This window comes from Nibrella saemangeumensis, from assembly GCF_039541915.1.
GTDB classification, from domain to species: domain Bacteria; phylum Bacteroidota; class Bacteroidia; order Cytophagales; family Spirosomataceae; genus Nibrella; species Nibrella saemangeumensis.
The window spans coordinates 204,918-226,727 of sequence record NZ_BAABHD010000022.1 but is presented as its reverse complement, the minus strand read 5'-3'; the positions used below and the strand labels follow the sequence as shown (position 1 = coordinate 226,727).

The following is a 21,810-nucleotide window of genomic DNA, read 5'->3' as shown; positions in this document are numbered from 1 at the left end:
ATCCAGTTTCCTGCTTCGGTTTGTCAGGCCAGCAATTCCATCACCGGTTTTCCTTTTCCGTCGGGGGTAGTGTAAAAGGGCCGACCTTCGATTTCGTAGTGGTGATCGGCGGAAATGCCGAGCGCGTGGTAGATGGTCTGGTGAATACCGTCAATCTTTACCGGGTTCTCGATGGTTTTGCAGGGGCGCTCATCGGCGGTTTTTCCGTAGGCAAATCCTTTCTTAATCCCCCCGCCAAACATCAGAATGGAACAGCCGTCGGTGAAGTGCCGGTGCATGCCGTAGAACTTCATATCCGACAGAATATCGGGCTGTTTCACCTGCTCCTGCACTTTCTGATCGGGCCGGCCTTCGACCATCATGTCCCGGCTGAACTCGCTGGCCAGAATAATCATGGTCCGGTCCAGATGCCCGGACTTGTCCAGATCTTTGACCAGCTGTGCAATGGGACCATCGATCATCTTCTTCATCTCCTCCAGTCGGGTATGGCCGTTTTCGTGCGTATCCCAGCCTTTAAACGGCTCGTATTCGGTGGTGACGCTGATAAACCGCGCCCCTTTTTCGGTGAGTCGGCGGGCCAGCAGACAGCCCAAGCCAAAGCGCCCGGTGTTATAGATATCGTAACTTTCCTTGGGTTCGGTGCTCAGGTCAAACGCACGCGCTTCGGGAGAGTTCAGCAGCATATAGGCCTGTTCCATGGAGCGCCGGAGCGACTCTTTCTGGTAGTCACTGCCGAACTCACCGAACGGGCTGTTGCTGATGAGTTCATTGTACAACTGATTCCGGCGCTCAAACCGGGTCGAATCCATACCCACCGGCGGCCGCACACTCTCCAGCCCCTGGCTGGGGTCGGGAATAAAGAACGGGCCAAACTCATTACCCAGAAAACCGGCGGTATGGAAGGCTTTTAGTTCTTCGGCCTCGCCCACCGTAAACCGCTGTCCAATATCGATAAATGCCGGAATAACCGGATTTTTAGGTCCCAGCTGCTTGGCGATCCAGGAACCCATGTGCGGAGCGGCTACGGTCTGTGGTGGCTCGTAGCAGGTATGCCAGTGGTACTGGTGCCGCGAGTGCAGAATATGGCCCAGGTCGGCGGCTACGTACGAGCGAATGATCGTGCCCTTATCCATCACCTTGCCGATGGATTCCAATCCCTCCGAGAAGTGAACGCCGTCGAGGACGGTGGGCACGGATTTAAATGTACTCAGGACCCGATTACCCTCCATATCTTTCTCAAACGGGGTATATCGCTTCGGATCGAAGGTTTCAGTATGGGCCATGCCCCCGGCCATCCAGAGCAGGATTACGGTATCGGCAGAGCCGTCGGTCTGGCCAACCGGTTTGCTTTTACAACTGGTTAAGAGATTCGACACGGGAGCGCCGGCCGCCAGAGCCGCTAACGTAGCCGCGCTGGTTTTCTGCAGAAATTCCCGTCTGTTCCATCTATAATTCATGTTGGCAGGATTTAAAGCGTTAAAAAATCAACTGAAATTCCGGATGCAGCGCAATGACCCAGACCAGGTCCTGAATGCCCTCAACGCTGGGTTTGGTGCCTACAATCTTCTGCGCCACCACCATTTCTTTCGGCACCGGCTCGCGGCCCAGCGCCCGCCTATACAGCTCCTTCACAATGCTATCCGACGACGGATACTTTTCCTTCCACTGCTCGGCACCGTACTTCAGGGCCTCATTGAACTTAGTGCCATTGGTGAGTTCCAGCGCCTGCAGCAGGTTTGCCTGCGAGGTACGGCTGGTACTGACGGTCTCCCGATTCGGACGACCCAGTGCCGTCAGCAACGGATCATTCTTGACCAGCGACGCCCGCGGGAAAGGCGCTTCCTGTTTGATGGTTACCGGAAGTAGCTTCTCGGCAAACGAGGTATCCACATAAACCGGATTGAACGCCAGACTCACCGCATCGACAAACTGCTCGGCCGTCATCCGCCGGCGAACCATGCCCTGAAACACAAAGTCAGACACCAGCAACAGTTCAGGATCTTTTACCCCGACCGATGGTAACTGGTAGGTCCGGGAGGTCAGGATGGTGTACAGCAGCTTCTTGATGTCGTAGCCGTTTTCAACAAAATCATAGGCCAGATAGTCGAGCAGGTCCTGACTCCAGGGCACATTGTCCATCGCATCCACGGGCTCCACAATACCCCGGCCCATGACCTGCGCCCATACCCGGTTCACCAGCGTCCGGTACAGCCGGCCGTTTTTAGGCTGCACCATAAAATCGGCCAGTTCTTTCAGGCGCTCTTCGGTCGGTGCTTCGCCGTTGATTTCGCCCAGTTCCTTGAACAGGATACGGCGGCCGGCCATTTTACCCGTCGGCTTGTCGCAGCGGTTGACTTCCAGCGTGGTATCGGAGAAGACGTTGGCAAAGGCATAGGCATCGTCCAGTTTCCAGTCGCTGATAAAACTATCGTGACAGGAAGCACACTTCAGGTTCAGGCCCAGAAACACCTGGGCTACATTCTGAGCCGCCTGCATTTCGGTGCGCTGGCTGGCGTTGATGGTACCGCGCCACTTAATACCCTTAATGAAGCCTGACGATTCTTTGGCAGGGCTGATGAGTTCTTTGACGAAATGGTTGTACGGTTTATTCGTCTTGAGGGCCGCGTACAGCCACTTGGTAATATCGAAACGCCCGCCGGTGATATACCCCGTTCCGCTGTAATCATTGCGCAGGGCATCATTCCAGAACGTGAGCCAGTGCTGAGCATAGTCTCTATCCCGGCCGAGCAATTCGTTCACCAATACCTCCCGCTTATCGGGCCGGACATCGGCAGTAAAGGTTTGGATCTGCTCGGGGGTAGGCAGCAAGCCAATTACGTCCAGGTAGACCCGGCGGATGTAGGTACGATCGTCAACGGGATTTTTCCAACCGAGTTTATTCTCTTTAAAATAAACGTTGACAAACCGGTCTACAGGGTTGGTCAGTGCGGCCGGACCGGAAGGGACAGCCGGCAATCTCGGCTCCAGGGCGGCTACGCGGTAAATGCTTTTTTCCGGACCATCGGGCCAGGGAGCGCCCTGTTTGATCCAGAATTCGAGGAGGGCTATTTCTTTGGGGGTCAGGCGCTTGCCTTTGGTGGGCATAGCTTCTTTATGACCGGTGGGCAGTTTAATCCGCCGGATGAGCTCGCTGTCATCCGGGTCGCCGGGTTCGATAACCGGTCCATCTTCGCCCCCTTTCAGGATAAATTCTTTTTTGTCGAGCCGCAGTTCGCCCTTCATTTTACTGGCGCTGTGGCAGTTGTAGCAGCTGTGGGCTAAGATGGTGCGCACCTCCAGGTTCAACTGCGTAACCTGCTCCGCCGTCAGGGTCTGGTTGTTGCTGACGAGTGCAAATCGTTTATTCGTATCGCCGGATTCGGGCGAATCCAACTCGTTACCAAAAGGTAATACGCTGGACAGGTAATCTTCACCGTGGGTTAATAAGGAGCCATAATGCCCGGCTAGGGTAACGCCCAGCACCGTAACCAGCAGAGCCCCCCGGTACACTTGCATCCGGCGGGCGCGCAGGGCGAAGACGGTAACGATGGACAAAGCCATAGTAGCCAGCCCTGACCATTGGTGCACGGCCAGTATATCGCCACCGTAGTCCTCCTGATTTGCCAGGAGCAGACCCAGGGCAGCCGCAATGACGGAACCAATGGCGCCAATCCAGACGATGGCGGTAATGCCCGCCCGCAGGTCGGTCGATTTCCGACGCAATCCGACCAGTTCCAGGAGTAAAGCCACACACAGCAGACTAACCGGAAAATGGACGATCAGCGGGTGCAGGCGGCCCAGGAACTGCCAAAGCCAAAACGATTCAGTTAGTATCACTAGTTGGTAAAGGGTTAGGTGGTTAGGTACGGGAACAAAAAGCCAACGGTCTTACGGTATAAGTCACACTCCCGAAAAGAGCCGGCTCATACCATAAGACACGTGTGGCGCATTATCTAATGTACCGGGACAACATTTCTGCCTAGTAGCCCGGATTCTGCGTTAATTTGTTGTTAATCAGAATTTGCGGTGCCGGAACGGGGAAGAAAAATTCGTGATTCTCGTACACGTAATCCAGCGCGTTGAAGGCAATACCACCCCGCTCTACCGTGGGCTTCGCTTTCTCCTTGGCACCGTGTGCGTTCATGAAAGCAGCCAGTTGAGCCGGCGTCATGGTGCGCTTCAAATCAAACCAGCGGTGGTTTTCAAACGCCAGTTCTAGGCGTCTTTCCTTCAGCACCGCCGTCCGGAACGTTTCCTTCGTTAAGTCCGCGCCCAAAGCGGCCAATCCGGCCCTGGTACGCACTTTATTCAGGTAATCCAAAGCCTCGGCCGTTGGGCCTGTCTGCTCGTTGATGGCTTCCGCCAGCATCAGCAGGACGTCGGCGTACCGGAGTACCGGCCAGTTGTTATCCGTACGGCCGGCAATGGTGTGCGGATGCTGGAATTTGCTGACGTACGGTACCGGCACAAATTTGCCGTTCAGGGTATAGCCAGGCTTCAGCGACGCTTCTTTCCGCAGATCACCTTCTTCGTAGGCGGCAATGATGTCGTTGGTCGGGATGTTACGGCCCAACGGTACGGCGGTGGAGAAGCCCGTTACGGCAGCGCCGGACAAACGGGGCGCAAAGACATACATAAAGTTACTCTGCTCACCCAGATCGTTACCGCCCTGGTACTGCACTTCAAAAATGGACTCCGGCCCGTTCTTTTTCGCCGGGTCAAAGTTATCCGAGTATTTTGGCAGCAGCGAATAGCCTAGGGTAGTCACCTGCTTCAGCGTTGTCACAGCCTCGGCGTATTGCTTCCGCGTCAGGTACATCTTACCCAGTATGCCCAGCGCGGCACCCTTGGTTACGCGTCCGGCCTGATTGGCCGGATACGTCTGGGGTAACAGATCAGCGGCCTCCTTCAGGTCCTTTTCAACCTGCTTATACACCTCAGCCTCCGGCGACCGCACCAGGTCAAACGCTTTTTCGGGCTTGTCCAGCGTAGAGGTCACCAGCACCACATCGCCGAAATACTGCGCAAGATTGAAGTAAAGATACCCCCGCAAAAACTTCAGCTGCCCTTCTACCTGCTTCTTCACATTGGCATCAATCGTACTGGGACCAAGCTTCTCCAGCGCGTAATTGATGTTGTACATCGCCGAATAGTACTGATTCCACATATTCGCGATTTCGCCATTACCGGGGTTTACGGTCGAATACTCGAAAGCCTCCCAGCCGGCAGCGCCCCCGCGGTCGAGCGGGTTGAAGTCGATGGTGGTGTTATCCGAGGTAAACTCCTGGAAGATGTAGGCCGTGTTGGTAATGGTTTGCAACTGACCGTAGACGCCGTTCAGGGCTTGCTGAAACTGCGTTTCGGTTTTGTAAAAGAGATCGGCCCCTACACGCGTGGGGTCGGTGGTAACCAGAAAGTCCTCCTTGCACGAAAACTGGGAAAGGCAAAGAAGTGCGGTTCCTAAAAGGGTTATTTTTTTCATTTTCGTGACAATTAGAAGTTAAATCTTGCACCAACAGCCAGGGTTCTGGGAACCGGGTACGACTCATCATCATTATTCAGCTCGGTTCCACCCCGTACACCGGCATCCGGGTTGTTGCCGGGATACTTCGTAAAGAGGAACAGGTTATTGGCCGTCACAAACACGCGGGCATCGCTCAGGATCGACTTAAAGCGGGGCAGCGTATAGCCCAACGTAACGGTCTTCAGCCACACGTAGCTGCCGTCGTACACATACCGCTCACTGCTCTCGCGCGACCATTTGAAGTAGCTGGTACCGCCTTGTGAGTTTTTGGCGTTCGGGTTAGAGCCGGGATTCTCCGGTGACCGCCAGCGGTCCTTCGCCTTGTCGAGCACGTTGAATACGCCGTCCATGTTCATGGTCGAGGCTTCGATGTTCCGGTAAATGTCGAAATCGTGCGCACCCAGGAACATCAGGTTGAGGTCGAACTTCCGGTAATCAGCCGCAAAGGTCCAGGCCCAGGTAAAGGCCGGGTTCGGATTACCGATTTCCACCATATCCTGCGTATCGTAGGTAACCACGCCATCGCCGTTGGTATCGGCAAACTTCATCCCGCCCGGAATTACGCCATCCTGCTTAGGCCACGCATCAATTTCAGCCTGCGTATTGAAGATACCCATCTTCTTGTAGCCGTAGATCATACCAATGGGACGGCCCACCTTCATGACGTTATAGCCGCCGTAGAAGCCACCGTACCAGAGCATATCGTTGGCCCCTTTGATGGCCAGAATTTTGCTGCGGTTGAAGCTGATGTTGGCATTGGTCCGGAAATTAACCGGTCCGATGGGTATCCGGTATTCCCCGCCAATCTCCAGCCCTTTGTTCTCTACCTTACCGATGTTCGATAAGCTGGTGGTAAAGCCGGATACCGACGGTATCGAAATCGGCAGCAGCATATCGTTGGTGATTTTCTTATAGAGTTCGACAGTAAACGTCAGCTTATTGTTGAACAGCGCCAGGTCCATGCCCAGGTCTAACTGGTTCGACTTCTCCCATTTCAGCTCCTGGTTGGCAAATGCGTTCACAATTTTACCTTGCGCAATCGCATTGCCCAGGATATAATTGTTGGTATTCATAAACGCCAGGCTGGAGTAGTTACCAATGGCGTTGTTACCGGTTTCACCCCAGCTGGCCCGGAGTTTCAGATCCGACAGCCAGGTGAATTTGGGCATGAACGACTCTTCGCTAACCCGCCAGCCAATGGAGGCCGCCGGAAAATCTCCGTATCTGTTTCGGGCTCCGAAGCGCGAGCTACCTTCCCGGCGGAACGAAGCCGAGAGCAGGTACTTGTCTTTGTAGGAATAGTTGACCCGTCCGAGATACGCCAACAGACTCCAGCCAAATTCGTAGGAGTTTGACGAGCGAATGACACCGGCTCCCAGGAAAGGCACCAGGTCGTCGGGGAAGGTATTAGCCGAGCCGTCTACCCCACGCACCTGTTCCCGTTGTGCCGTATAACCAGCGAGGATATCGAGGTTGTGGTCTGTCCCTATCTTGGGGTTATAGGTTAGCAACTGGTCAAACGAGAAATTGGTCAGCTGGTCGGTCAACTCCCGGGAGGTAGCAATCCGCGGAGGAGCCCCGGCGGTACCGGAGGCCACCGGCAGACCAATTGTCGAGGGTACATATTCCTTGTAGTTGTTGAAGTTCACCTTGGCATTGACCGCCGACCGGAACTTCAGGTTCTTCAGGATGGCCAGTTCTACGTAGCCGTTTGCCAGAATGTCGGCGATATTGCGTCGGCGGGTTACGTTATTCAGGACAAAAACCGGGTTCGGAAAGCCAAACACGCCATCCACCCCACCGATATAGGGCCGAAGCGTTCCGTCGGGATTGCGGGACGGTTCGCGGGGGTCCATCAGCAGGGCACCACCCACCAGGTTACTCCGCCCGTCGGTAACGGCCACATTCTGCTTGGTAATGGTACCGTTGATGTTGAGACCGACGTTGATGAACTTGTTAACCTCCCCACCCATGTTGGAGCGCACCGACACCCGGTCGTAGTTGGTTTTGATAATCGACCCTTCTTCCTTGTAATAGCCCACCGACAGCAGCGATTTGATAGGACCACGACCGGACGAAATGGTCAGGTTCGCGTCTGTATACGGCGCATTGTTGTTCATGATTTCGGCGAACCAGTCCGTCGAGTATTTGGTCTGCTCCGGATAGCGGTAGTTAAGCGGCACTTCTTCCAGGGCCGGCTCCCGCTTCTGAAGAATGCGGATAGCGTCCATGAAGACATCCTTCTTGAACTGGGCGAACTCCGGTCCGTTCAGCATCCTTACCCGCCGGGACATCGGCACATTCTGAATACCGTAATCCAGCGACAGGCTGACGCCCACTTTGCCTTCTTTCGCGTTCTTGGTAGTAATGAGCACTACCCCGTTGGAGCCGCGAGCCCCGTAAATAGCCGTAGAAGCTGCATCTTTCAGGATCGAGACACTCTCAATATCGTTCGGGTTCAGGTTCTGTCCAACGGAGGTACCCACCGGAAAGCCGTCGATAACGTACAGCGGATCACTACCCGCGCCCAGTGAGCTGATACCCCGGACCCGTACCTCAAAGATTCCACCAGGCTGGCCGCTCTTCTGCTTAACCACAACACCCGGTGCGCGTCCCTGCAGAATCTGGTTAGGGTTGTTGGCCGGCTGCTCGCCAATATCTTTCATGTTAATGACCGACACCGCCGAAGTAATATCCTGTTTACGCTGCGAACCGTATCCCACAACGACCACTTCCTCAAGTGCCCGCGTATCGGCCGCTAACTGAACAGACAGATTAGTCTGGTTACCAATGGATATATCCTGGGAAACGTAACCGACATACGAAAAAACCAGAATGGCTCCCCGCTGCGGAATGTCAAGCCTGAAATTACCGCTGGCGTCGGTCGATGTTCCCCTGGTGGTTCCTTTCAGCACTACGCTGACACCGGGTAAACCCTGGCCGGCATCATCCCGAACGGTTCCGGTAATGGCCCGCTCCTGTGCGGTGTTATCGGGGGTATCGTCGGTCCGAGCGTATACGTTCGTCAGGATCAGTATGCTTAAGCATACCTGAAGGAGTGAATACCTTATAAGAAGGTTGGAAAATGGGTTAGGAAGTCTTCGTTTTTTCATGACTTTGTTGGTGACTCAAACAAAAGTGACAAAAGCCTTAGGGTAGTATGGCTTGAATAGTGGCGGTAGAATCTGTACAGGAACGACAGACGTAGAGCAGGCAAATCAGGCCCGTGCTGATACAGCATCGAGAACCAATTTTAGTCGGGGAGTACACGGTTGAATTACATAGGCGTATCGGTTTAGTGAAACAAACGAGCGCTACCGGCTGACTTATACGATGCATTAAGGTTCATCATCCTCACCAGCACGGATCCGATGGTAGATCTTATCCCAGAGCAGGTCCTCCAGTTGTTGTCTGGTCATACCGGCCGGCAATTCGCTGGTGTCTTTGCCGAGCAGGTTGTACCAGTAATCCATCACCTGCTTTTCCTCAGACGAACAGAGGCCAACCGTGTAGCGTTGAAGCAATTCCAGAAATGTCTGATGGTTCATTTCCATACCCCATACCCGCATCGGCCCTGTTCAAGGATGAGAAAGCCTCTGGTATACAGTATAGTCAATTATGACGGAGAAAACCGCAAATACTTATTTAAAATATTAAATTATTTATATATTACTTGCTACTAATTAATTAACTTCTTTAATAATTTATATAAACTTCTCGCAGATCAGCTTACTTGCCGTTACTTAACGGCAAATTCTTTTAATTGCAGACGAAGGGTTCGTAGGGCCAGTGTGATGTGATACTCGACGGTACGCTCCGGAACGGAAAGCTGGATAGCTATCTCGCGAACACTCTGATTGTCGAATCGGTTGAGACGGAATATTGCCTGTGTTTTCGGCGACATACTAAGTAATGCCTGCTCAACTGCCTTTGTGAGATCCTGAAAAGCTAGTTCATTTTCGGTGAGAGGGTCGGTGTAGCCTGTTTGTGACTGACAAAAAACGGCATACCGTTCCCGGATCAGACGGGCTTTTATTGCATTTAGAATCCGATATTTTGCGGCCCCCATCAGGTACTTTCTAAGGTCGTCAATCTGGAGGCTGGCGCGTCGCTCCCAAATGTCGACAAAAATATCCTGCACAATCTCCTCGGCATTCTCCTGTGATTGCAGCTTGCGATAGGCAATGCCAAACAGTAATTGCCAGTACTTCCGGTAAATTTCCCGGAAAGCGGCCTCGTCGCCGGTTTGCATCAGTCTGTGAAGGATTATATCGCTCAGTCGAGCGTACTCAATGCCCGACGAATTATCCATGGGTGCAGCCATACTATACCCCGTCCCGTTTTCCTGAATTAGTTGATAAACACCTCATCGACCAGCAGAAAACCCCGTTTACCCTTATTGTTATGCCACTCCGGCAGTTGCTCTACCGGTTTAGCTACGATCTTCAGGTATGAGATGGTTTGCGGCTTAAAAGTTGTTCCGTAGGCGTTAAGCTCCGGCGGGTATACCTTTTGGGGCTGCGCCGGCTTAAAGGTGGTAATCAGTTTCATCTGCTCCCTGCTGGCACCACCCCAAATTTCAATTATTGTCGGGGGGAAGATGCCGGTTTCGGACTCCACCATCGTCCGCAGGGCTACGGATTTTACACTGATGGGTTGCTTAAACTCCGAGACAAAGGCCAGGTCGTTGTTCCGGACACCGGCCCAGTTGTTGGCCCAAGCCGGACTATTGGCGTTGAGTACCCCCAGTTTACCGTCAAAAAACGTTTTGGCTCCATCGGCCTGGTGTACCCGATTCAGGGGCAACAGCAGATTGACACTGTCGGGCTTATACGTAGTCTTGTAGAAGTTGAAGGTAGCGGCACTGCTCCCGTACCAGCCCTCTTTATAGGCCCTGGCTTTGATGCTGGCGCTTTCGGTGAGAATGGTATTGCCGGTGAAAACCGGTGACTTAAGGCTGTCCGGCTCCGTGCCATCTGTGGTATATCGAATCTGCACCCCTTTGATCGGGTGCCCCAACTGCATAGCGAGTGGTTGCGAGAAGATAGTGGAGCTGTTCTTAACCTGGGGTGGATTCAGCTTGATCGGCTCAGCCTCATCGCCCCGAAACCCACCAATGAACGTGATGTGTTTATAGGCTTTCTGCAACTGCTGAATGTCGGCCGGCTTTACCCCCGTCTGCCACAACGCCACCATTTTGAGGCTGGGCAGGGTACGAATCGGCTCCTGCAGGTCACTGGAGGTAATCCGGGTACCAGAGAGCGCCAGTTCCGTCAGGTGTTTCAAGCCGGCCAGCGTCTTCAATCCCGCACCGGTGATGTTGGTGAAGTTGACGTCCAGTTTCCGCAGGTTTTCGAACTGACTGACACTCTTCAGATCCGCATCGCTGACCGGCATTTTATTGAGGTTCAGCGATACCACCTGCTGCCGAATATCACTTAGTTCCTTTAGCTTTTCGGGCGCGTATTGTTTCTGGTTAAAGAAGTAAACAGCCAGCGCCGGAGAGTCTTTGGCGAGCGGCAGTATCGTGCGGTAGTTATTGCTGAGCTTCTGTACCGTCTCTTCATCGGCCGCGGCAAAGTCGTACTCGTCTACTTGCTCGGCCGGCTTAAACAGGGCGGCCGCTATCCGCCGGAGCGTATCCGAGGGCGGCAGGTCAACAACTTTCTTGTTGAAATCGGCGTTGCCTTTCACCCACAGCGACAGCAGCGCGATTTCGTTGTCGGTCAACTGTGATTTGCCTTTGGGCGGCATATGCTTCTTCTCTTCTTCCGGTAGGTGTATACGTTTTAGCAAGAGGCTCATCTCGGGCTTGCCGGCCACGAAGAGTTTGCCGGATTTGCCGCCCCTTCTGACGGACTCGGCATCGGTGAGTCTGAGTTCGCCCTTTAGCTTTTCGGCATTATGGCAGCTCACGCATTTCTGTTCGAAAATGGGCTGGATGACATGGTCGAACACGACAGCCTGCTCCAGCGGAACCGGTTCGGGTTTCGCCAGCTTCGCGACGGGCTCCCAGACAAAATTGTTGCCATGCGTTACCGTAGCGCCCAAATGCCCCGATGCTACCAGCAGACAGGCCCCTACCACCGCACTGGTTCGGGCAACGGTCGCCGTGTACCACGCCCGGTTGCGCGCCCAGTACAGCAGCGCCGACAGGAAGAACACAGCCGCCCCCGACCACTTATGCCATTGCAACGCGCTGCCGGTGTAACCTTCCTCCCTCGACAGGAATAAGCCCATCACCACGGTAATACCAGCCGATAGGGCACCCGTCAGCCACAGGCTGTTCAGAAAACCCTGGTAAAACTCATTGGTCAGATTAGCGGGTTTGAACCGAAAAATTTCCAGTCCCATCGCCAGCAGCAGGAGTACCAGCGGAAAATGCAGCAGCAGTGGGTGCATGCGCCCGACAGCCTGCAGCCAGACCGGCACCACTACCTTATCAGTAAAGGCTAAAAGTACCAGGGTGAACACTGCGGTAGCAAACAATAGCTGCTCAGCCAGCTTAATAATCTTCCTGCTCGTCATAAACAGCACTGCCCGGTTTAGCTGATGAGGTCATTGACTACTTTCCCGGAAACATCGGTCAGGCGGTACCGGCGGCCCAGGTGTTTATAGATTAGTTTTTCGTGGTTAAGGCCTAGCTGGTGCAGCACCGTCGCCTGAAAATCATGCACGTGTACGGGGTTCTCGCTAATGTTGTAGCCCAGTTCGTCCGTTTCCCCATATACGATACCGGGCTTGATCCCTCCGCCGGCCATCCAGATGGTAAAACAGCGCGGGTGGTGGTCGCGGCCGTAGTTGTCGGCGGTGAGTTTGCCCTGGGTATAGCTGGTACGGCCAAACTCACCACCCCAGATCACCAGCGTTTCGTCCAGCAAGCCCCGTTGTTTGAGATCCGTCACCAGCGCAGCCGATGCCTGGTCGACATCCTTGGCCTGTTTGGCAATCTCAAACGGCAGGTTGCCGTGCTGATCCCAGCCCTGATGGTAGAGCTGCACAAACCGGACGCCGTTCTCCGACAACTTGCGGGCCAGCAAACAGTTGGCCGCAAAGGTGCCGGGAACCAGACAGTCGGGACCATACAGTTTGACAATATCATCGGGCTCCTTGGAAAGGTCCATGACTTCGGGGATGGCGGTCTGCATCCGGTACGCCATTTCGTACTGCTGCACCTTAGCCATAATCTCCGGGTCGCCGAATTCCTGATACGCTAGTTCATTGAGTTGCGCTACGTTGTCGAGCATGTCCCGGCGGTCTTTGCGGTCCATACCGTCGGGGTCGCGCAGGTACAGCACCGGGTCTTCGCCCTTGCTGAACTGAACGCCCTGGTGAATTGAATCGAGGAAGCCGTTTGTCCACAGTTTCGAATACACACCCTGCCCATTGCCGATACCCCGCGAGAGCAGCACCATAAAGGTGGGCAGGTTTTTGTTTTCGTTGCCCAGCCCGTAACTCAGCCAGGCTCCCATGCTGGGCCGGTTGCCCTGCTGCGAACCCGTCTGCAAAAACGTGAGCGCGGGATCGTGGTTAATGGCTTCCGTGTACAGGCTTTTTACAATGCAGAGATCGTCGACGATTCCGGCCGTGTACGGCATGAGATCACTCACCCACGCCCTGGATTGACCATACTGCTTAAAGTCCACAAATGAGCCGACCAGCGGAAACGACGACTGTCCGGCCGTCATGCCCGTCAGGCGCTGGCTACCGCGCACCGAAGGCGGAATCTCCTGCCCCTGCATGTCGCGCAGCTTGGGTTTGTAATCAAACAACTCCTGCTGCGAAGGGGCTCCGTTCTGGAACAGGTAAATAACCCGTTTGGCTTTGGGCGCAAAATGCGGGATACCCGGCGTCAGTCCATCTTCGTCAAATGCGCCACCCGAGAACAAATCCGGAATCAGCAGCGACCCAAGGGCCGCGCTGCCCAGACCCAAACTTAAGCGGGACAGGAAGCGACGCCGGTTGAAGGTCAGGCCGTGTTCTTCGATTAACTTTTCCATACGGGTCAGGACTTGGTAATGGTTTCTTCCAGGTTGTAAATCGTCGATACCACCCGCATCAGCGCGGCCAGTTTTACTTTGTCGATCCGCTCCGGAATCGGGTACTCACCCACGGTTAGGTATTTTTCGGCGCTGGGGCGGGTGAACTTCTTCAGTTCTTTTTCGTAGTAGTCCGTCAGGATGGCAAGCTCTTTTTCCTTCGGTGTCCGGCAAACAATCTGGCGAAAAGCTTTGCCGATTTTATCGGAAGTGGCACTGCTCTCCTGCAACAGCCGGGCGGCCAGTACGCGGGAAGCTTCCAGCACCGTTGGGTCATTCATCATAATCAGCGCCTGCAGCGGGGTGTTGGTTTTCAGCCGCTTCACCTCGCACAAATCCCGGTTACTGGCGTCGAAAATCATCATGGCCGGGGGCGGCACCGTCCGCTTAATGAGCGTGTACATGCCCCGGCGGTACAAATCAGGGCCGTGGTCCTGAACGTACATGGACAGTAGCCCACGGCCGGAAGTAGCGCCCTCCCACAGCCCGGCCGGCTGGTAGGGCTTCACGCTGGGGCCGCCAATGGTTTTTACCAGTAAGCCACTGCTGGACAGGACCAGATCCCGAACTAGTTCGGCCTGAATATGGTAGCGCGGTGAGCGGGCCAGCAGCATATTGTCGGGGTCCGTCTTTAGCTTTTCCGGCGTAACCACCGCCGACTGCCGGTACGTTGCTGACATCACCATTTTCTTGACCAACCGTTTGATGTCCCAGTTGTGGGTCATAAAATCCACCGCCAGCCAGTCAAGCAGTTCGGGATGCGACGGCAGTTCGCCCTGCATCCCGAAATCGCCGGCTGTTTTGACGATACCCCGCCCAAAGAGCTCCTGCCACAGCATGTTGACGTAGACCCGCGCCGTCAGCGGATTCTTTTTGTCGAACAGCCACTGCGCCAGTCCGAGCCGGTTTTTGGGGTAGTTAGCGTTGAAGGGCAGAATAGCTTTGGGCGTTCCGGGCTGAACTTCTTCTTCCGGTGCATCGTACATTCCGCGTTTCAGCACAAAGGTTTTGCGGGTGGTATCCAGGTCACCCATGACGGACACAATCAGGCAATTGGTGTCCTTCTTATTCACAAAAGACAGAATACTTTGCACCTCCTGGTCGGAGATTTCCATCAGGGGCTTCTTGGCGTACGTTTCCGGTCCGCCAATTACGGATTCCAGACCAACCTCCTGAACGTTATTGAAGAACGCCAGCAACTGATAATATTCTTTCTGCGAGAATGGGTCGTATTTATGGTCGTGGCAGCGGGCGCACTCAAGGGTAACGCTCAGGAGGCCTTTGCCAAAGGTATCGTTCCGGTCCATCACGTAGCTCATGCGGTATTCCTCCTGAATAACGCCCCCCTCTTCTGTGATTTTGTGATTTCGGTTGAAGCCAGTAGCCAGCAGTTGTTCCTTTGACGCGTTAGGCAATAAGTCACCGGCCAGCTGCCAGGTCACGAACTGATCGTAGTGCATGTTCTGGTTAAAGGCATGAATGACCCAATCGCGCCAGGGCCATTGCGTGCGGTAGCCATCATCCTGGTAGCCGTGTGAATCGGCGTACCGGGCCAGGTCGAGCCAGTGAAGGGCCATTTTTTCGCCGTAGGCCGGACTTCTCAGCAATTGGTCGACGGCCCGTTCGTAGGCATTAACCCCACCGTCGGCCAGAAACTGATCCATCAATTTGAGGCTCGGCGGCAGGCCGGTCAGGTCCAGGCTGACACGCTTCAGCAGCCGTTCTTTGTCAGCCTCCTCGTTGGGTGCCAGGCCTTTCTGTTCCTGCTTGTGCAGAATAAAATAGTCGATCTCGTTTTTTGGCCAGTTTTTCTGCTTTACCTCTGGTAGCTTGGGTTGCTTCGGAGCCACAAACGCCCAGTGCTTCTCATACGCAGCGCCCTGCTTGATCCATTTCTCGATCAGCTTGATTTCACGAGCCGTCAGTTTGAGATTTGACGAGGGCGGAGGCATCAACTGCGCGGTATCCTGCGACGTAATCCGCAGATAAACCTGGGACAGTTCCGGTTTGCCGGGTACCAGCGCGTGGGCGGACGGATGCTCCTGTAAGGCTTTATACGCATTTTCGGCGAGATCGAGCCGGAGACCGGCTTCGCGTTTGTTGGCGTCGGGGCCGTGGCAGACCAGACACTTATCCGACAGAATGGGCCGGATGTCGAAGTTATAACTGACCATGTCCGGCAGTTGACCGTCCGTAGCCTGATTGGCCGAACTTTTGGTGCAGGACTGACTAACGACTCCCAACCCCACGAACAAAACAAGACCGTAAAAATACTTTTCAAGCATACGGAGTAGTGTGGATAATACCGTTTTGTTACTTCTGTACTATTAGTTCAGGAATTTAGCTAAATTTTCCTTGGTAACCAACTGAAATGGAATCAACGTCTCTTTCTCGTACGATTCTCCTTTTGCGATTCGGATAGCCGTTTCGATGGCTTTGGAACCCTGCTGCTGCGCATTTTGAAAAACAGTGGCGTCCAGCGTCCCTTTCTTCACCGCCTGCAGCGCATCCGGAATGGCGTCGATGCTCACTACAATCACTTTATTTTTCAGGCCGGCATCGGTCAGCGCCTTGACGGCGCCCATACCCATTTCGTCGTTCTGCGCAAAAACGGCATTGATCTGGTTCCCGTACGACTGAATCCAGTTCTCCATCAGCGCCATGCCCTTGGCCCGGTCCCATCCGGCGGTCTGGTGGGCCAGTAGTTTCATATTCGGATACTGTTTCAGGATTTCCTGCGCACCCTGCTCCCGCTGTATCTGAGCGGCCTGGCCCATCAGGCCGTGCATCATGACCACATTACCCTTCCCGCCGAGCTTTTCGGCGATATACTTCATGGCAATACGGCCGGACTCAACATCATCGGAACCCACAAAGGCCGTTGGTTTGGCGCTGGTGGCTGAGTTAACGTTGATAATGGGGATTTTAGCGGCCATCGCTTTAGTCACCGCCGGCGAACTGGCTTCTACCTCGCAGGGGTTCAAGATGATGGCGTCGACTTTCTGGGCGATAAAGCTCTCGACCTGTTCGACTTGCTTCAGCGGAGAGCGCTCGGCATCGACCACGATCAGTTCGACATTCGACTCGTTGGCCTTCTTCTCCATTTCGTCGGCCACGTTGACGATAAACTCATTCTGCATACTGAGCATGGTGGCACCCACTACCAGTTTCTTACCCTCACTATTTTGCCCCTGCTCGCTGGAACTGCCCTGATTGCACCCCATATGCAGGATGGCCATAAAAACAAGTGAACTGAGCAGCGTTACGGATTTCATCATTGGCTATTCGCGTTGATTATTTGTTTCTGTTCTGATTCCAGCTATCCAGCACCACAGCCCCGATGATGATGATCCCCATGACCACCTGCTGGTAATAGGAAGTGACATTAAGCAGGTCCAGGCCGTTGCTGATGACGCCAATAAGCAGGGCACCAATGAGCGTGCCGGTCATGGTTCCGGTGCCGCCCGACGTACTGGTACCACCGATAATGGCAGCCGCAATGGCATCCAGTTCGAAGCCGGCTCCGGCATTGGGTTGGCCGGTAGTGATGCGAGAGGTAAGTACGATGCCCGCCAGACCGGCCAGCCCCCCGCATAAGGTATACACCACCATTTTAACCTTGTTCAGGGATATACCGGACGCTCTGGCAGCCTGCTCGTTGCCGCCGACGGCGTACATATACCGCCCCAAAACGGTTTTCTGAAGTAATACGGAGCAGATGATGAAAAAGACTATCAGGATGATAATGGGCATGGGGATACCCAGCACCTGACCGCCCCCGATGAAGTTGAACTCGTCGGACAGATTGGAGATGGGCCGGCCTTTGCTCAGAATCAGCGCTAGCCCCCGGCCCATGGTCATCGTACCCAAGGTTACGATAAACGGATGCACCTTGCTGCGGGTAATCACCAGGCCGTTGAAGGCCCCAAACAGCAGACCGGTCAGCAGGCCCATCAGCAGGGGAACGCCCACCGGATACGTATCCGGGTGCGCAAACATGGCCGCGACCACCCCCGTAACGGCCACCATGGAGCCGATAGACAAATCGATACCACCCGTAATAATCACAAACGTAACGCCAAACGCCAGCAGAGCATTGATGGACACTTGCGTCAACACAATCGTTAAGTTGGAAATGGTCAGGAAGCGGGGGGTAATCAGCGCCAGCACAATGCAGATGGCAATAAACGCCAGCAGGATGCCGTAGGTGCTGAGGCCCCGAAGGCGGGTTTTGTAAGATTCCCCCACTTGGTTAAGGTAGGTACTTTTCGGTTTCTGGGTAGGTATCATACTGCACAGATTAGGCATGCATGGCATAGGCCATGATGGTTTCCGGTGTCGCTTCTTCTTTGCTGAGGGTTGCCGTTTGCCGTCCCTGCGACAACACCACCACCCGATCGCTCATGCCTATGATTTCCGGAAGTTCCGAGGAAATCATAATAACAGCAATGCCGCTGGCGGTTAGCCGGTTAATTAGTTTATAGATTTCGGATTTGGCACCGATGTCGATACCACGGGTGGGCTCGTCGAGGATAATCAGGTCCGGCGATGCGAGCAGTACTTTGCCGATCACGACCTTCTGCTGGTTACCCCCACTCAGGTAGGTGACCTTCTGGTGCATACCGGCGGATTTTATCTTTAGGTCGGCAATCATTTTAGCCGCTGCTTCGGTCTCCGTTTTATCCTGAATCAGTCCACCCTTTGAGTGATTCGGCAGGCTGGCCAGGGTAATATTGTGCTTGACCGACAGCCCAGGAATAAAGCCCAGCGCCTTGCGGTCTTCGCTGACGTAGCCGATGCCATGCTGAATAGCGTCTTGGGGTGAGTGAATATCAGCTTTTTGTCCTTTGATGTAGATTTCACCACTTTCCAGTTCGTCAAGTCCAAAAATAGCGCGGGCGATTTCGGTGCGGCCGGCACCCATCAGGCCCGCCAAGCCCAGCACCTCGCCTTCGTGTACGGTAAAATTGATGTCGGTAAACTTGCCCGCCCGGCTGAGGTTCCGCACCGATAGCACCTCCTGCCCTTTGCGCGGCACCGACTCCGGAAAGAGGCTTTCGATTTCCCGCCCAACCATCATGGCGATGAGGCTGTTCCGGTTCAGATTGGCGGCCGGTTGGGTGTCAATATACTGGCCGTCGCGGAGGACGGTGATGGTATCGGCTATCTCAAATATCTCCTCCATTTTGTGGGAGATGTAAATGATAGCCACCCCATTTTTCTTAAGTTCGCTGATGATGCGGAAGAGCGCGGCAACCTCCTTGTCAGACAGGGCGGAGGTGGGTTCATCCATGATAATAATTTTGGCCTGGTTGGAAATGGCTTTGGCAATTTCAACCATCTGCATTTCGGCCACGCTGAGGTACTTCATTGTCTGGCCGGGGCGAATGGTTACGCCCATCTGCTCCAGTAGCAAGCCTGCCTCCCGCTCCTGGCGTCGGTCGTTCAGCCAGCTAAACAGCCCGCCGGTGGTTTCCCGCCCCAGAAAGATGTTCTGGGCTACCGTCAGCTCCGGCACCACCTGTAATTCCTGGTGAATCATCGAAATACCCCGTTTCAGGATTTCGTGAACATCACCATAAGGGAGCGGACTTCTCTCGAACATAACTTCGCCGGCATCGGGCGTATGCAACCCAATGAGGATCTTCATCAGGGTTGATTTGCCGGCCCCATTCTCCCCCATTACCGCATGCACTTCTCCCCGCTGAACGTTCAGTTGAACGTTGTCCAGCGCCTTTACACCCGCAAAGGATTTAGACAGGTCGCGGACCTGGAGGATGGGGGTTGGGGGTTGAGTCATGGGTTAGGAGAAGAGGGAGAAGGCATTCAAGCAACACCCCGGACTAGCTAATATCAGCCAATCCGGGGTGTAAAGCAAGGCAAATCAACCCACCGATACGGTGGCATTCCACTCGACGTTAGTGTCTTTCCAACTCCGGGTTTTAGCCGACTCGATGACAGCTTCGCAAACTTTCTGGGTTTCCAGCGAGTCACGGAAGGTCGGCTGGCAGGGCTCACCGGTTTCGAGGCTCTTCAGGAAATCGGCTACCTGATGCACAAACGTATGCTCGTAACCGATTGACAGACCCGGCACCCACCATTTACCCATGTAGGGCTGGTCGCCGTCGGTAACGTGGATGGACCGCCAGCCGCGTACAATACCGTCATCGGCATAGTCGAAGTACTCCAGTCGGTTCAGGTCATGCAGATCCCAGCGGATTGAGGCATTTTCTCCGTTGATTTCGAAGGTATACAGGGCCTTGTGACCACGGGCGTAGCGCGTCGACTCGAACAGACCCAGCGAGCCGTTCTCAAAGTGGCAGTGAAAGATACAGGCATCATCAATACCCACCGGCTGCATTTTACCGGTAAGCTGGTGCATCCGCTCTTTCACGAAGGTTTCGGTCACGGCCGATACATCGGTAATGCCGCCGTTCAGCCACATAGCCGTATCAATACAGTGAGCGAGCAGGTCGCCCGTCACACCTGAACCAGCGGCTTCAACGTCCATCCGCCAGGTTCCGGTCCCGCCCTGCGGCACATTGGCGTTGATGGTCCAGTCCTGCAGGAAGTTGGCCCGGTAGTGGAAGATCTTGCCAAGTTTACCCGAATCAATAATCTGCTTGGCGAGCGTCACGGCCGGCACCCGGCGGTAGTTGTACCAAACGGTATTGGCTACACCCGCCTTTTCAATAGCATCGACCATAGCCTGGGCTTCGGTCAGGTTGCGGGCCAGGGGTTTCTCGCAGAGAATCATCTTGCCCGCTTCGGCAGCCGCAATCGCAATTTCGGCGTGGGTGTCGTTGGGTGTACAAATGTCTACCGCATCAATGTCATCGCGGGCGATAATCGCTCTCCAGTCGGTTTCGATGGATTTGTAACCCCACTGGTCGGCGAAGGCCCGTACGCTGGCTTCGTTGCGGGAGCAAACGGCCTGGAGTACCGGATTATATTGCAGATCGGGGAAGAAGTTTGGTACGCGGTTGTAGCCGTTGGAGTGGGTCCGGCCCATAAAGCCGGTTCCGATTAAGCCTATTCGTAAATCTTTTTTTGTTGCCATGTTTTTGGTTCAGATTTCAAGTTCCAAGTTTCAGGTTTCAAGTTCCAAGGAGCCCGCCCGGCGGTTTTAGCCTAAGCGAAGCAACTTGGAACCTGAAACTTGAAACTAATTCCCAACAGCTACTGCCTCCGGCTCGTACCAGCCGTGCATGTTGCGCACTTTGATCATGGTAGCCAGAATGTCATTCCAGGTCTGCTGATTCGTCATGACGGCGTTGGGGAACATACAGCCGTCCCAGCAGATGTGCTTGAAGGCTTTGGTCAGTTCACCGTTTTCGTTGCGCAGCCAGTGGCCGGCATCGACGGCAATGTCCAGCTTACCGTTCGGGTCAAGCGCCTGGCAATGGCGACCCGTTTTGTCGTGCGAGCCGGAACCGAACACGGTGCCGTCGTTCTGAGCCACGTGGAAGTCGATGGTCCAGGGGCGCAGGGCTTTGGTCATGGTCTTAAGCGATTCGGTCAGCGTAGCACGGTCGCTCCAGTCGAAGTTTTCGGGTAGCACGCGGTCTTCGGGATGGTTGTAGCCCATCAGGTACAGCAGGGTGTGGGCCATATCGGCCTGGAAACCCATGTTCGGGCGGTCAACGGCCTCCAGCGTTTGCACCATCACCCGCCAGCTGTGCATACCGCCCCAGCAGATTTCACCTTCGGCGGCCAGGCGCTCACCAAAATCAGCGGCAACGTCGCAGGCTTCCTGGAACGTCTGCACAATTAGTTTGGAATTCTCTACCGGGTTTTTCTCCCACTCCTGCGGAGAACTGGCAGAGTCAATACGAACGATACCGTACGGCCGAACGCCGAGTTCGCGCAGCCGCTGACCGATGTGACACGATTTACGCACCATATCGACAAATACGGCGCGGTCCTCTTTACTGCCCATCGCTGGACCACCCCAGATAGGCGCTACCAGACTACCGATGTTCAGGTTTTTGGACGACACTTTGTCGGCCAGCCGCTTGATGTCATCATCTGACATGTTAATGTCGAAGTGCGGCTCGAACAGGCCAAGGTCAACGCCATCGAATTTTACGCCGTCTACCTCAGCGGCAGCGGTCATGTCCAGCATGGTATCGAAGGGGATAGCCGGCTCGGAGTTCTCTCCTTTTCCGACCACACCCGGCCAGGTGGCGTTGTGAAGCTTAGGAAAATTATTCTCGGGCATACTTTGAAGAGTTTGAGGTTTGACGT

At 54.5% G+C, this 21,810-nt stretch carries 14 protein-coding genes; all 14 read right to left on the bottom strand.

Going from position 1 to position 21,810, the window contains the following annotated elements; genetic code table 11:
* Nucleotides 1-23: 23 nt before the first annotated feature.
* The 14 genes from ABD949_RS08885 to ABD949_RS08820 all read right to left on the bottom strand — a co-directional run bounded on the left by ABD949_RS08885 (nt 24) and on the right by ABD949_RS08820 (nt 21,784).
* Nucleotides 24-1,457: a DUF1501 domain-containing protein gene (locus ABD949_RS08885; protein WP_345242637.1), complete on the bottom strand. Its 1,434-nt coding sequence runs from the start codon at nt 1,455-1,457 to the stop codon at nt 24-26.
* A 19-nt stretch (nt 1,458-1,476) separates the two neighbouring features.
* Complete coding sequence (locus tag ABD949_RS08880; RefSeq protein WP_345242636.1) at nt 1,477-3,837, bottom strand: DUF1549 domain-containing protein; 2,361 nt, start codon at nt 3,835-3,837, stop codon at nt 1,477-1,479.
* Between the two features lie 142 nt (nt 3,838-3,979).
* A complete protein-coding gene (locus ABD949_RS08875; protein ID WP_345242634.1) occupies nt 3,980-5,482 on the bottom strand; it encodes a RagB/SusD family nutrient uptake outer membrane protein in 1,503 nt (500 codons plus the stop codon).
* Nucleotides 5,483-5,493: 11 nt separating this feature from the next.
* A complete protein-coding gene (locus ABD949_RS08870) occupies nt 5,494-8,637 on the bottom strand; it encodes a SusC/RagA family TonB-linked outer membrane protein (RefSeq protein ID WP_345242632.1) in 3,144 nt (1,047 codons plus the stop codon).
* A gap of 225 nt (nt 8,638-8,862) precedes the next feature.
* Entirely contained in the window at nt 8,863-9,078 is a 216-nt protein-coding gene (locus ABD949_RS08865; protein WP_345242630.1) for a hypothetical protein, read from the bottom strand.
* Nucleotides 9,079-9,263: 185 nt separating this feature from the next.
* Nucleotides 9,264-9,848: an RNA polymerase sigma-70 factor gene (locus ABD949_RS08860; RefSeq protein ID WP_345242628.1), complete on the bottom strand. Its 585-nt coding sequence runs from the start codon at nt 9,846-9,848 to the stop codon at nt 9,264-9,266.
* A gap of 26 nt (nt 9,849-9,874) precedes the next feature.
* Entirely contained in the window at nt 9,875-12,052 is a 2,178-nt protein-coding gene (locus ABD949_RS08855; RefSeq protein WP_345242626.1) for a c-type cytochrome domain-containing protein, read from the bottom strand.
* Between the two features lie 17 nt (nt 12,053-12,069).
* Nucleotides 12,070-13,524, bottom strand: a complete 1,455-nt coding sequence (locus ABD949_RS08850; RefSeq protein WP_345242624.1) for a DUF1501 domain-containing protein — start codon at nt 13,522-13,524, stop codon at nt 12,070-12,072.
* Between the two features lie 5 nt (nt 13,525-13,529).
* The gene (locus tag ABD949_RS08845) at nt 13,530-15,848 is read right to left on the bottom strand and encodes a PSD1 and planctomycete cytochrome C domain-containing protein (RefSeq protein WP_345242623.1); all 2,319 of its coding nucleotides are present in this window, start codon (nt 15,846-15,848) and stop codon (nt 13,530-13,532) included.
* Nucleotides 15,849-15,890: 42 nt separating this feature from the next.
* Nucleotides 15,891-16,838 carry a sugar ABC transporter substrate-binding protein gene (locus tag ABD949_RS08840; protein WP_345242925.1) on the bottom strand — a complete coding sequence of 316 codons (948 nt, stop codon included), beginning with the start codon at nt 16,836-16,838 and terminating at the stop codon, nt 15,891-15,893.
* Between the two features lie 19 nt (nt 16,839-16,857).
* Complete coding sequence (locus ABD949_RS08835) at nt 16,858-17,853, bottom strand: ABC transporter permease (RefSeq protein WP_345242622.1); 996 nt, start codon at nt 17,851-17,853, stop codon at nt 16,858-16,860.
* A gap of 10 nt (nt 17,854-17,863) precedes the next feature.
* Nucleotides 17,864-19,363, bottom strand: coding sequence for a sugar ABC transporter ATP-binding protein (locus ABD949_RS08830; protein ID WP_345242621.1), 1,500 nt, complete (start codon nt 19,361-19,363; stop codon nt 17,864-17,866).
* A gap of 84 nt (nt 19,364-19,447) precedes the next feature.
* Nucleotides 19,448-20,623 (bottom strand): Gfo/Idh/MocA family protein, encoded by a 1,176-nt coding sequence (locus tag ABD949_RS08825; protein WP_345242619.1) that lies wholly within the window; start codon nt 20,621-20,623, stop codon nt 19,448-19,450.
* A gap of 105 nt (nt 20,624-20,728) precedes the next feature.
* The gene (locus ABD949_RS08820; protein ID WP_345242616.1) at nt 20,729-21,784 is read right to left on the bottom strand and encodes a sugar phosphate isomerase/epimerase family protein; all 1,056 of its coding nucleotides are present in this window, start codon (nt 21,782-21,784) and stop codon (nt 20,729-20,731) included.
* Nucleotides 21,785-21,810: the final 26 nt, after the last annotated feature.

Coding starts and splice junctions, on each gene's coding strand:
- ABD949_RS08850 (WP_345242624.1), bottom strand. CDS start 13,524: ATGGAAAAGTTAATCGAAGAACACGGCCTGACCTTCAACCGGCGTCGC.
- ABD949_RS08875 (WP_345242634.1), bottom strand. CDS start 5,482: ATGAAAAAAATAACCCTTTTAGGAACCGCACTTCTTTGCCTTTCCCAG.
- ABD949_RS08835 (WP_345242622.1), bottom strand. CDS start 17,853: ATGATACCTACCCAGAAACCGAAAAGTACCTACCTTAACCAAGTGGGG.
- ABD949_RS08825 (WP_345242619.1), bottom strand. CDS start 20,623: ATGGCAACAAAAAAAGATTTACGAATAGGCTTAATCGGAACCGGCTTT.
- ABD949_RS08840 (WP_345242925.1), bottom strand. CDS start 16,838: ATGAAATCCGTAACGCTGCTCAGTTCACTTGTTTTTATGGCCATCCTG.
- ABD949_RS08865 (WP_345242630.1), bottom strand. CDS start 9,078: ATGGAAATGAACCATCAGACATTTCTGGAATTGCTTCAACGCTACACG.
- ABD949_RS08855 (WP_345242626.1), bottom strand. CDS start 12,052: ATGACGAGCAGGAAGATTATTAAGCTGGCTGAGCAGCTATTGTTTGCT.
- ABD949_RS08870 (WP_345242632.1), bottom strand. CDS start 8,637: ATGAAAAAACGAAGACTTCCTAACCCATTTTCCAACCTTCTTATAAGG.
- ABD949_RS08885 (WP_345242637.1), bottom strand. CDS start 1,457: ATGAATTATAGATGGAACAGACGGGAATTTCTGCAGAAAACCAGCGCG.
- ABD949_RS08820 (WP_345242616.1), bottom strand. CDS start 21,784: ATGCCCGAGAATAATTTTCCTAAGCTTCACAACGCCACCTGGCCGGGT.
- ABD949_RS08860 (WP_345242628.1), bottom strand. CDS start 9,848: ATGGCTGCACCCATGGATAATTCGTCGGGCATTGAGTACGCTCGACTG.
- ABD949_RS08830 (WP_345242621.1), bottom strand. CDS start 19,363: ATGACTCAACCCCCAACCCCCATCCTCCAGGTCCGCGACCTGTCTAAA.
- ABD949_RS08845 (WP_345242623.1), bottom strand. CDS start 15,848: ATGCTTGAAAAGTATTTTTACGGTCTTGTTTTGTTCGTGGGGTTGGGA.